The sequence below is a fragment of the Streptomyces tricolor genome (assembly GCF_002155905.1).
GTDB lineage: Bacteria > Actinomycetota > Actinomycetes > Streptomycetales > Streptomycetaceae > Streptomyces > Streptomyces tricolor.
Genome location: NZ_MUMF01000349.1, coordinates 1 through 10,903, shown reverse-complemented (window position 1 = coordinate 10,903; position 10,903 = coordinate 1). Strand labels below are relative to the sequence as shown.

Below are 10,903 nucleotides of genomic sequence, written 5' to 3'. Positions count from 1 at the left end.
CCCTGCTGGTGCTGGCCGCCGTCACCGGCATCATCGCCACCGTCGACGGGCCGGCCTGCGCCCTGCTCGGCAATGATCTCGTGCCGGTGGCGGACGTGCCGTCCGCGATCGGTGTGGGCGCGCTGGTGCACAGCGCGGGCCGGCTGGCCGGCACCGCCCTGGCCGGGGTGACCGTCGGCTTCCTCGGCACGTCCGCCGCGTACGCCGCCAACGGGCTGTCGTTCCTCTTCGTCGCCGCGGTGGTGCCGTTCCTGCGGCCGGCTCCCGGAGCCGCCGAGGAGCCCGCGACCGGGCCGGGCAGGGCTCCGGCGCAGGCGCAGATGACCGTACGGGAGGGCCTGTCCTTCTTCGTGCGCAGGCCCCGTCTGGTCGCGCTCGCGGGCATCACCGGCCTCAGCTCCGTCTTCGGCCGCAACTACGGCCTGACGCTCGCCGTCCTCGTCACCGGGCCGCTGGCCGGCGGCGCCGGGGCGTTCGGCACGGTCTCCACGGTGCTGGCCGTCGGCGGCATCCTCGGCGCGGTCCTCGGCGCCCGGCTGCGCAGGCCGTCCGTGCGGACCGTGGGTCTGCTCGCGGCCGCGGGCGCGCTGCTCCAGGTGGTGGCGGGTCTGTCGCCGTCGCTGGCCGTGCTGCTGGTGCTGGTCCTGCCGATGGCGATCGTGGAGTCCGTCTCCGACACCGCGGGGACGGCCGTGCTGCAGACCGATCCGCCGCCGCACCTGCGCGGCCGGGTGCTCGGGGTGTGGAGCACCATCGGCACGGTGTGGAGCCTCGGCGGGCCGCCGCTGCTCGGCCTGCTGATGGAGTGGGCCGGGGCGCGCGGCGCCCTGGTGGCCGGCGGACTGCTGATCGCCGGGTCGGTCGGCGCGGGCCTGCTGGTGCGCCGCCACGGCGGACCGGTGTCGCTGACGGTGCGCGCGAAGGACGGCGACATGACCGGCCGGGAGGCCCTGGAGACGGCCGCCTGACCGACCCGGGCCCCGCCTGGGGTCAGCCGTGCCGGCCGGGCAGGTGGTACACGTGGAACGCCTGCCCGATCACCGGCTGGGCCACATTGCGCACGCGGACGCCCCCGCTGGTCATGCCGTGCTCGGTGCCGGCGTGGGCATGGCCGTGCACCGCGAGGTCGGCGCCGCCGGTGTCGATCGCCTCCGCGAGCAGGTAGCTGCCGAGGAACGGGTAGATCTCCAGTGGCTCCCCGGCCAGGGTGTCCGGCACGGGCGAGAAGTGCGTCAGTGCGATCCGTACGTCGCAGTCCCGCTCGTCCAGGTTCTTCAGGGCGCCGTGCAGCCCGTCGGCGCACCGGCGGGTGTAGCGGACGAACTCCTTCATGAGGGGTTCGCCGAACTCGCCGGCGCAGCGGCCGACGAAGCCGCCGCCGAAGCCCTTGGTCCCGGCGACCCCGATCCGGGCGCCGTCGGCGCCGACGACGACGGCCTGCCCCTCGAGGACGTGCGCGCCGGCGTCCCGGAGGATCGCGGTGACCTCCTCGGGACGCTCGTCGTGGTGGTCGTGGTTGCCGAGTACGGCGACGACGGGCACCCCGAGGTCCTTGATCTCCCGGGCGACGATCGCGGCCTCCTCCGGTGTGCCGTGCCGGGTGAGGTCGCCGGCGAGCAGCAGGACGTCGGCGCACCCGGGCAGGGTCTCGAAGGAGGGCCGCAGCGTGCCCTGGCTCTCGGGGCCCATGTGGATGTCCCCGACGGCCGCGACGCGGATCATGTCAGGTCCTCCCCGTGGTCGGGCGAGGAGGTCCCGGCGACGAGCAGGTCGCTGTGGACCGGGTGCCCCGCCAGTTCCTCGCGCGCCATGCGCAGGATGTCGTCCCGGCACTGGGTGGACGGCACGGTGCCGGTGAGCAGGACGGCGTCGCCGCGCAGTTCGAGCCGTACGCCGAGTTCCGCGAGGTCTCCGGAGGCGAGGTGCTCGGCGAGGTGGGCGACGCGGTAGTCCAGGTTCCCTGCCGCCTGCGGGGGCGGCGGGCTCGTGTCGGTCATGGCTGCCCCTCCTGGGCGTCGATCACGTGCAGCCGTTCGAGGAGGAAGAGGAAGGCGGCGGGCATCGGCTGGTCCCCGCAGGCCCTGCGGACCGCGTCCCAGTCGACCTTCTCGCGGACCGCGCGCGCCACCGGCAGCACCGATCCGAAGTCGCAGTAGTGCTCGGAGAAGGCGCTGATCAGGCTGTGGATCAGGTCGGTCGGGCAGAGCACGGGCATGAGCACCGAGTCGACCGGCAGGATGTGCGCCCGGTCGAGCATGGCCCGGGTGACGGGCTGGTGCGCCAGCGCGAAGATGATGTCGACGTTCTGCCCGTGGCAGGTGGTCTTCAGCAGCCAGTCCTCCGGCGGTACCCGTACCTCGAGACCGGCCTCGCGCAGGGTGGCGGCCACCGCCTCGGCGTCGTCGGGCAGGATCGCGAAGTCGGCGTCGTGCTGGAGGTAGCGGCTGCCGCCGTGGGCGTAGACGGCCACGCTGCCGGCCAGCGCGAAGGGGTGGCCGGCGCGTTTGAGGAGCGCGCCGATCTGCTTGGCGGCCTCCAGGATCGCCTGGCTGCGGTCGTGCGGCAGCTCCGACGGCTCCGGCGCGGTCTGAAGCTGCGGCTCCGGTCCGTCCGAGGCAAGGCGGAGTTCGGTGACCTCCGGTCGCCGGAGGGGAGCGGTGTCCTCCCCGTTGTGCGTCATGACCTCTCCATTCGGCACCCAGTCACCCCCGGCGGCCGGGTCGGCCCCGGGGGTGGTACGGGTACCCGGCGCGCCGCCGGTGACACGGTGCGGCCGGAGAGGTTCAGTCCTCCACGACGAGGGCCGTGGTGCCGGCGGTGAGGACCCGGCCCTGGAAGAAGGCGGGGCTGCGGCGCCGCATCACCAGCATGATCACCAGGCCGAGGAGCAGCAGGCCGACGCCGATGACGAAGACCGAGCCGACCCCGAGGACGGCGGAGCCGCTGCCGTAGGCCGGGTTCCACATGTCGTACAGCGTCTTGCCGAACACGGCGGCGAGCAGGAGACCGCCGAGGACCGGGAAGAGGCCCTTGAAGAGGGCGTCGCGGGCGGAGCGGGTGAGGTCGCGGCGGAAGTACCAGGCGCAGGCGAACGCGGTGAGCGCGTAGTAGAAGCAGATCATCAGGCCGAGGGCGTAGATGGTGTCGACCAGCACGTGCTCGCTGAGGAGGGACATGACCGCGTAGAAGACGCCGGTGGCCACTCCGGCGGTGACGGTGGCCCGGCCGGGGGTGCGGAACCGCTCGTGGACGCGGGCGTAGGAGGCGGGCAGAGCCTGGTACGCCGACATGGCGAGGACCGTGCGGGCGACCGGGATGAACGTGGTCTGGAGGCTGGCGGCGGCCGAGGCGAGGACGGCGGCGAAGAGCAGGATGCCGAGCGCGTGGCCCATGACCGGGCCGGCGAGGGCGGCGAAGACGTTGTCGGAGGTGTCCGGATTGGCCAGGCCCAGACCGCTGGTGCCGGAGCCGACGGCGAGCTGGGCGGCGACGCCGGTGGTGAGGTAGGAGCCGACCAGGACGACCATGGCGATCAGGGCGGCCCGGCCCGGGGTCTTCTCGCTGCCGACGGTCTCCTCGTTGGCGGTCAGACAGGCGTCCCAGCCCCAGTACATGAAGATCGACAGGGAGAGTCCGGCGCTGAAGGAGGCGAAGGACTGCACCGCGAACGGGTTCAGCCAGGACCAGGAGAAGTCGGCGTGCCCGGGGAAGGCGCCGGTGCGGGCCTTGTGCAGGGCCAGGACGACGAAGAGGGCGAGCACCACGAGCTGGAGTCCGACCAGCGCGTACTGCACGCCCTTCGTGGTGGTCATGCCGCGGTAGCTGATCGCGGTGGCGCCCGCGATCAGCGCCAGACAGGTGAGGATGTGCACGGCCTTGTTGCCGTCGAGGTCCGCGACCGCGCCGCTGCCGGTGATCTCGCCGGCCAGCAGCCAGAAGTAGGAGGTGGCGACCCCGGCGAGGTTGGACAGCACGATCACGGTGGCGATGACCAGGCCCCAGCCGCACATCCAGCCGACGTGCGGGCCGAACGCCTTCACGGTCCAGGTGAAGGAGGTGCCGCAGTCGGGGACGGCCTTGTTGAGCTCCCGGTAGGCGAAGGCGACCAGGAGCATCGGCAGGAAGCCGGCGAGGAACACGGCGGGCATCTGCAGGCCCACCTCGCCGGCCGTGGAGCCGAGCGTCGAGGTGAGGCAGTAGACCGGGGCCACGGTGGAGACGCCGATGACCGCGCTGCCCAGCAGGCCGATGGAATTGCCGCCGAGGCCCTTGCCCCGCACTCCGTCGCCGGTTGTCGCCGTGTCGTGGGCCTCCGGCCGCATCGCCGTCTGTGTCATGCCACAGGACGTTAAATGCTGCGATTTCGGTTGAGGTCACCTCAGAAAACCCGGCAGGAGCCTTGCATTCACAGGCCCCACAGACAGACCAGCCGGTATTTGAACGGAGGATGACGCTAACCGATCCCTCGAATGAAGGCAACGCGAGCGGCGTCCGCTGTTCGGGAATCGAAGAGGCACCCGGAATGCCCGATTCCAATTCTTCCCGTGTGGCGTGCGCCACTTTCACCCTCCGGCCTCCCCCGGCGGCGAGTGGCCGGTCGACCTGCCCGGGAGCACGCTGGTAGGCATGGCTCCCCGGCTCGGGCGCACGGGCCCGCGGCGGCCGTGGCAGTCGGTCCGCGCGCTGCTGGTGCTCCCGATCGCGCTGATCGTGGTCATCACGGTGGTGGACCTGCGGCTGCCCTGGCACATCCACCTGGGGCCGACCCTGGTGATCGCGCCCGCGCTCACCCCCTCCTTCGCCGGCCCCCGGGCCACGGCGGCCATCGGGGCGCTCGCGGTGGCCGCCCAGATCCTCATCGGCGTCCACCGCGGCGGGGTCGGCACCACCAACCACATCGTGCAGATCATCACCCTCGCCGTCCTCGTGGTGCTCACCGTCCTCTACAGCGCCCTGCGCGAGCGCCGGCAGGCGCAGCTGGCCCAGGTCCGCACCGTCGCCGAGGCCGCGCAGCACGTCCTGATGTGGCCGCTGCCCGAGCAGATCGGCCCGCTGCGGATCGCCTCGCTGTACCTGGCCGCGGAGGACGAGGCACAGATCGGCGGCGACCTGTACGCGGCGACCCTGAGCGACGGCGCCGTACGCCTCCTGATCGGGGACGTGCGCGGCAAGGGGCTGCCGGCCATCGGCGAGGCGGCGCTGCTCCTCGGCTCCTTCCGGGAGAGCGCCCACCGGCGCATCCCGCTGGCCGAGCTGGCGAGCAGGCTGGACCAGAGCGTCACCCGCCACGCGGCCGACCTGGAGACCCCGGGCGAGGAGGGTGAGCGGTTCGCCACCGCGCTGCTCGTGGAGATCCCGGACCGCGACCCGGTCACCCGGATGACCAGCTGCGGTCATCCGCCGCCGCTGCTGCTGAGCCCGGGGCACGCCGTGACGGTGCCGAGCCTGCACCCGTCGCCGCCGCTCGGGGTGCACGGCGGGGCCGAGCACACCCTGGACGTGTTCTCCTTCGAGCCGGGTGACACGCTGCTGCTCTACACGGACGGGGTCGTGGAGGCCCGGGACGAGCGTGGCCGGTTCTATCCGCTCGCCGAGCGGGTGGCGCGCTGGACCGAGGACAGCCCCGAGGCGCTGATGCACCACCTGCGGCGCGATCTGCTCGCCCACGCCGGCGGCCGGCTCGGTGACGACGCCGCGCTGATCGCCGTGCAGCGCACCGCCGTCGAACGCCGCCGGCACCACGGACGCGGCGACCCGGCCCGGCACGGCTGAGCGTCCGGCGGGTGCCGGCCGGCCCGCGTGCGGAGCGCCGGACCAGGGCGAACGCCCGCCCTCCGGCGGACAGCGGTACGCCCGCAGGCACCCGGGCCGCGCCCGTGCCCACGTTCAACTCCCTTTGCGGCAATGTTCAGTTCGGAGGGTGGCCCGGCCCGCCGGGGCGTTGCGAGAATCTGCGGCGCCTCGACAAAAAGGGAGCCCCCGTGCGTCACGTGACCTCCACGCTCGCCGCCGCCCTCGGCGCGCTCGCCCTCGTCCTCACCGGGCCCGGCACCGCCGACGCCAGTGTCCTGCGGTTACTGCCGCAGAACGCCGACGGCCTGGAGCAGACCTTCTCGCCCGCCTACGACTACGACGGTGACGGCTGCTACGCCACCGCCGCCATCGGCAGCGACGGCACGGTCAACCCCGGTCTGAAGCTGGGCGGCGACGTCAACGGGCACTGCCACGACTCCGCGCAGCTCGCCAACGCCAACACCTACTCGCGCGAGAAGTGCAACAACGGCTGGTGCGCGGTGATGTACGCCAGCTACTTCGAGAAGGACCAGGCCACCCTCGGGCCCGCGGCCATCGGACACACCCACGACTGGGAGCACGTCGTGGTGTGGGTCAAGGACGACACGGTGCAGTACGTCTCGGTGTCCCAGCACTCCGGCTACCAGGTGGCGGCCCGCTCCGCGGTCCGCTTCGACGGCACGCACCCGAAGATCGTCTACCACAAGGACGGCGCCTCCACGCACTGCTTCCGGTTCGCGGGCGCGGGCGACGAGCCGCCGGAGAACGCGACCGGCGGCTGGTTCTATCCGCGGCTGGTCGGCTGGAACGGCTATCCGGCGGGCTACCGCGAGAAGCTGCTCGGCGCCGGCTTCGGGGCGGCCACCATCAAGATCAAGGACGGCGACTTCGGATACGCGCTGGCCCGCTCGATGCCGTCGGGCATCCCCTTCGATCCCCACGCCTGACGACGCCCGCCTCGACCCGGGAGGTTCCCGATGCCCCTACGACGCCCGACCGTACGACACCTGCTCGCCGGCCTGGCGCTGCTGCCGGCGCTGCTGTCCCCCGTGACCGCGCAGGCGGCGCCGGGCGGCCCCGCGAAGGCCCGCTTCGACCTCCAGGCGCACCGCGGCGGCCTCGGCATGACGACCGAGGGGTCCCTGGAGGGCTTCGGCAAGGCCATGCGGCTCGGGGTGTCCACGCTGGAGCTGGACACCCAGGTCACCAGGGACCTGCGGGTGGTCGTCACCCACGACCGGCAGGTCAGCGGCGTCAAGTGCCGCGACACCGGTCCGCTCACCCCCGGCGACCCGATGTACCCGTACGTCGGCAAGTACGTCAAGGACCTGACGCTCGCGCAGATCAGGACGCTCGACTGCGGCTACCGGCAGCTGCCCGGCTTCCCCGAGCAGGAGGTCGTCAAGGGCTTCCGGATGGTGGAGCTGAGGGACGTGCTGGACCTGGTGAAGCGCTACCGCGCCCGGGGCGTGAGGCTGAACGTGGAGACCAAGGTGGAGGCGGGCGCCCCCGAGCAGACCGCGCCGCGCGAGGTGTTCGTCCGCCGGGTGTACGAGGAGATCCACCGCTCGGGCATCGAGCGCCAGGTCACCGTCCAGTCCTTCGACTGGGGCGCGCTCCGGGTGATGCACCGGCTGGCGCCGAAGTGGCCGCTGGTGGCACTGACCAACTACGACTTCCTTCAGGTCGGCAAGGACGGTGCGTCCCCGTGGCTGGGCGGGATCGACGCGGACGACTACGGCGGGGACTTCGTCCGGGCCGCCGCGACCCTGCCCGGGGTCACCACCCTCTCCCCCAACTACGGTTTCCCGCAGAGCGGCAAGGTCGGCGACCCGGGGTTCCGGTTCTACTCCGACGCGGCGATGGTCGCCGCGGCGCACGCCCGGGGGCTCAGGGTGGTGCCGTGGACCTGCGACGACCCGGCGACCGTGGAGGCGCTGATGGACCTGGGGGTCGACGGGATCATCACCGACCACCCCGACCGGGTACGGCGGATCATGGCGGACCGCGGCATGCCGCTGCCGCGGTCGTACCGTCCGCACGGCCGCGGCTGACCGGTGCGGCGGGCGTGGGCCCCGCCTCGAATGGGGCGGGGCGGGACCCACGTCCGGGGACCTAGGGTCGGCCGGCCGGCTCCGGATCGGCGTGCTTCCGGACGGCGGCCGGCGGTCGTTCCCCCGGTTGCCTCACGACCGGTCCGATCCGGCCGTCGGCGGTGTCTAAGACCGCGATTCAGGCGCCCCGGTTCCGCTTCCGACCCGCCTGTTCCGGTCATTCCGGTCCGCCCTCCCCCCGCCCTCCGGCCGGGCGAGCTGGTCCGAGGCCGTCCGGGCGCCCGGCTCCTCGTCCCGCGTCGAGAGCGCGTCGGCATCGCATCGCGATTGCGCGGAAATCGCGTCGGGGACCCCTTCGCGCCGGTTCCCCACGGCCCTGCCGTCGCCGGCCGCGGTGCGCGCCTCGTCATGGTCATGGTGGAGCGGGAGCGGCCGGCCGGCCCTGCTCCGGCCGTCGTGCGGCGGGAACGGGGCCGGGGTCCGGGAGGTGGGTCGGACCCCGGCCCCGGGTCTGTCACGGCTTGCGGGCGACCGCGCCGTACATCGCGATGTCCTCGTCCCGGATGCCCTGCTCGCCGCTGCCGTCGGGATGCCACTTGTGCACCTGGACGATGCCGGGCTCGACCAGGTCCAGGCCGGTGAAGAACTCGTGGGCCTCGTCCAGCGTGCGCAGCCGCATCGGCATGTTGCGGGCCGCGTACTCGCGGGCGACCCGCCCCACCTCCTCGGGCGCGAACTCGGCGGTGCCGATGGACATCGCCAGGTAGCTGCCGGAGGGCAGCGGCTCCAGCAGCCGGCGGACGACGCCGACCGCGTCGTCGGCGTCCAGCATGAAGTGGACGATCGCGATGACCGTGAGCGCGACGGGCCGGTTCAGGTCCAGGGTCTCGCGCAGCTCGGGGGCGTCGAGGATGGCCGCCGGATCACGGAAGTCGGCCTCGATGTACGCGGTGCGGCCCTCGGGGGCGCTGGCCAGCAGGCCCTGGGAGAGAGTGAGCACGATCGGGTCGTTGTCGACGTAGACGACCCGGGACTCGGGGGCCACGGCCTGGGCGATCTCGTGCAGGTTGGGCGAGGTGGGGATGCCGGTGCCGACGTCGAGGAACTGGCGCATGCCCGCCTCCTCGGCGAGCCAGCGCACGGCACGGTTCATGAAGTCGCGGTTGGCGCGCATGTGCACCGGGAGCGCGGGCCACTCCCGGGACATCGCGTCGCCCGCCTCCTTGTCGGCGGGGTAGTAGTCCTTGCCGCCGAGTATGTAGTCGTAGATGCGGGCGGAGTGGGCGTTCTCGGTGTCGATCCGGTCGGCCGGCCATCCGTTGTCGGGCAACGCCGTGTCTCCCATTCGGTCGAGGGGTCGGGGGGCTCGCGTCAGAGGGTGCGGATGCGGGTCACAACTCCTTGCGCAGCGTGCCGAGCAGGGCCTCGGTCCTCCGGGCGGGCGCGGCCTGGGCGCTGAGCCGGTCCAGGGCCTCCCGGTAGACCACGACCTCCTCCGCCTTGTCGAGGTAGACGGCCCCGACGAGGCTGTTGAGGTAGGCGATGTCGGGCAGTTCGCGGGCCCGGAACCGGAAGAGGTGGAAGGCACCGGCCCGCAGGGCGGGGTGCGGCCCGTTGGCGAACGGCATGATCTGCACGGTGACCTGGGGCAGCCGGTTGACCTCGATGAGGTGGTCGAGCTGCGCGCGCATCACCTCCGGGCCGCCGACCGGCCAGCGCAGCACGGTCTCGTCCATCACCACCCACAGCCGCGGCGGCGCCGGTCTGGCCAGCAGTTCCTGGCGGCGCATGCGCAGGGCGACACGGCGCTCGGTGGCCTCGGCGGGGGCGTGCGGGCCGGCCGAGGTGAGCAGGGCGCGCGCGTAGTCCTCGGTCTGCAGCAGCTCGTGCACGAACTGGTTCTCGTAGGCGCGGATGTGCAGGGCCGCCTGCTCCAGGCTGAGGTAGGCGGCGAACCAGTCGGGCATGACGTCGCGGTACGTGTGCCACCAGCCGCGCTTGTTGGCCTCGCGGACGGACTGGAGGAAAGTGTCGATCTCCCGCTGGTCGGTGACGCCGTAGACCTGGAGGAGTTTCTCGGCGTCCGTGAGCCGCAGCCGGGCCACCTTGGCGGCTTCCATGCGCCGGATCGTGGAGTGGCTGACCCCGATGGCGGCGCCCGCCTCGGCGTAGCTGAGGCCGGCCCGGGTGCGCAGTTCCTCCAGTTGTCGCCCGAGGATCATGCGCAGCACGGAGGGCACGCCGCCCCAGTCGGTCTCCGCGGTCACGCCCACCCCCTCGTCAGGTCCCAGGTCCCGGAAGTCACCCTCGCACGCGAGTGGTGCCCTCGCCCATTCGATCACGTTCTGGCGGATGCAGCATGCACTTTGCCAGTTGAAAATTTCAACTTGCCGGTTGCGGAGCGTGGTTGGCAGGTGCCAGAGTGGACGCACTGCTCCGGCCGACCCACGGAGCGGGCGGCGCGGCCGGCTCGGGGGAGACGGGCCGCCTGCACGGCCTTGTGTCGGGGGTGTACGGCCTCCGGTCAGGCGGTGCGACGTCTGCTGTCCGAGCGGCCGGCCCGATGCCCGCGGCCCCACCCGCGAGTCCGGACGAAAGGCGCACGGCATGGCTCCGCCCTCCCTCACCCGACCGCTGCACGACCGCTCCCTCCCTCCGGACCGGACCGACGCCCCTCGGCGCAGAGGGAGTCGGTCCTGACGGCGGTGCCGCACCCGCTGCCGGTCCCGACCGGCGTCCCCGACCACCCGGAGGCGAGCGCCCCGGTCGACTCCCTGGGCCCCACGGCTCCGACCGGCTCGCCTCCGGGGTCCCGCTCCCCGCTCCGCCGACCGCCTCACGGCCCGCCGGACGCGCCTCCGTCCGGCCCGCGTTGCCCGCGACCGTGGGCACCGCCCGCCGTGACACCGGCGGCCCCCGCCCGCTGAGGCACACCGGCACGGGCCCGGCCCGCTTCCGCGGCGGCGGGGCGAGAGGCCGCCGCCCGACCCACCGACCTCACCGCCCCCGGACCATCCCCCACTCGTCCGAAGGACAGCCATGCACCACGTCACCCC

Annotated in this window: 10 protein-coding genes; 4 read left to right on the top strand and 6 right to left on the bottom strand. The window is 73.1% G+C overall.

The window, feature by feature from the left end:
• A partial coding sequence (locus CCN44_RS24235; RefSeq protein WP_086699501.1) for an MFS transporter occupies positions 1–968 on the top strand: 968 nt, incomplete at its 5' end.
• A 22-nt stretch (positions 969–990) separates the two neighbouring features.
• On the opposite strand, the gene CCN44_RS24230 is transcribed toward CCN44_RS24235, so the two are convergent.
• The 4 genes from CCN44_RS24230 to CCN44_RS24215 form a co-directional block, all read right to left on the bottom strand.
• Positions 991–1,722, bottom strand: coding sequence for a metallophosphoesterase family protein (locus CCN44_RS24230; RefSeq protein ID WP_059246926.1), 732 nt, complete (start codon positions 1,720–1,722; stop codon positions 991–993).
• Positions 1,719–1,997, bottom strand: coding sequence for a BON domain-containing protein (locus tag CCN44_RS24225; RefSeq protein ID WP_059246925.1), 279 nt, complete (start codon positions 1,995–1,997; stop codon positions 1,719–1,721). Before CCN44_RS24225 ends, CCN44_RS24230 begins: the two co-directional genes overlap by 4 nt.
• The gene (locus CCN44_RS24220) at positions 1,994–2,680 is read right to left on the bottom strand and encodes a nucleotidyltransferase family protein (protein ID WP_059246924.1); all 687 of its coding nucleotides are present in this window, start codon (positions 2,678–2,680) and stop codon (positions 1,994–1,996) included. The genes CCN44_RS24225 and CCN44_RS24220 overlap by 4 nt, the downstream gene beginning before the upstream one ends.
• Before the next feature lie 103 nt (positions 2,681–2,783).
• Positions 2,784–4,337: an APC family permease gene (locus tag CCN44_RS24215; protein WP_086699498.1), complete on the bottom strand. Its 1,554-nt coding sequence runs from the start codon at positions 4,335–4,337 to the stop codon at positions 2,784–2,786.
• A gap of 289 nt (positions 4,338–4,626) precedes the next feature.
• Here CCN44_RS24215 and CCN44_RS24210 point away from each other — a divergent pair, with 289 nt between their 5' ends.
• The 3 genes from CCN44_RS24210 to CCN44_RS24200 all read left to right on the top strand — a co-directional run bounded on the left by CCN44_RS24210 (position 4,627) and on the right by CCN44_RS24200 (position 7,847).
• The gene (locus CCN44_RS24210; protein ID WP_086699495.1) at positions 4,627–5,772 is read left to right on the top strand and encodes a PP2C family protein-serine/threonine phosphatase; all 1,146 of its coding nucleotides are present in this window, start codon (positions 4,627–4,629) and stop codon (positions 5,770–5,772) included.
• A 209-nt stretch (positions 5,773–5,981) separates the two neighbouring features.
• The gene (locus CCN44_RS24205) at positions 5,982–6,740 is read left to right on the top strand and encodes an NPP1 family protein (protein WP_086699492.1); all 759 of its coding nucleotides are present in this window, start codon (positions 5,982–5,984) and stop codon (positions 6,738–6,740) included.
• A gap of 30 nt (positions 6,741–6,770) precedes the next feature.
• Positions 6,771–7,847 carry a glycerophosphodiester phosphodiesterase family protein gene (locus CCN44_RS24200; protein ID WP_086699489.1) on the top strand — a complete coding sequence of 359 codons (1,077 nt, stop codon included), beginning with the start codon at positions 6,771–6,773 and terminating at the stop codon, positions 7,845–7,847.
• Between the two features lie 514 nt (positions 7,848–8,361).
• Here CCN44_RS24200 and CCN44_RS24195 read toward each other — a convergent pair.
• Together CCN44_RS24195 and CCN44_RS24190 are read right to left on the bottom strand one after the other, a co-directional pair.
• Positions 8,362–9,177 (bottom strand): SAM-dependent methyltransferase, encoded by an 816-nt coding sequence (locus tag CCN44_RS24195; protein ID WP_059246919.1) that lies wholly within the window; start codon positions 9,175–9,177, stop codon positions 8,362–8,364.
• A gap of 61 nt (positions 9,178–9,238) precedes the next feature.
• On the bottom strand, positions 9,239–10,114 hold the full coding sequence (locus tag CCN44_RS24190) for a helix-turn-helix domain-containing protein (protein ID WP_059254703.1): 876 nt from the start codon (positions 10,112–10,114) through the stop codon (positions 9,239–9,241).
• Between the last annotated feature and the right edge of the window lie 789 nt (positions 10,115–10,903).

Coding starts and splice junctions, on each gene's coding strand:
- CCN44_RS24230 (WP_059246926.1), bottom strand. CDS start 1,722: ATGATCCGCGTCGCGGCCGTCGGGGACATCCACATGGGCCCCGAGAGC.
- CCN44_RS24225 (WP_059246925.1), bottom strand. CDS start 1,997: ATGACCGACACGAGCCCGCCGCCCCCGCAGGCGGCAGGGAACCTGGAC.
- CCN44_RS24220 (WP_059246924.1), bottom strand. CDS start 2,680: ATGACGCACAACGGGGAGGACACCGCTCCCCTCCGGCGACCGGAGGTC.
- CCN44_RS24215 (WP_086699498.1), bottom strand. CDS start 4,337: ATGACACAGACGGCGATGCGGCCGGAGGCCCACGACACGGCGACAACC.
- CCN44_RS24210 (WP_086699495.1), top strand. CDS start 4,627: ATGGCTCCCCGGCTCGGGCGCACGGGCCCGCGGCGGCCGTGGCAGTCG.
- CCN44_RS24200 (WP_086699489.1), top strand. CDS start 6,771: ATGCCCCTACGACGCCCGACCGTACGACACCTGCTCGCCGGCCTGGCG.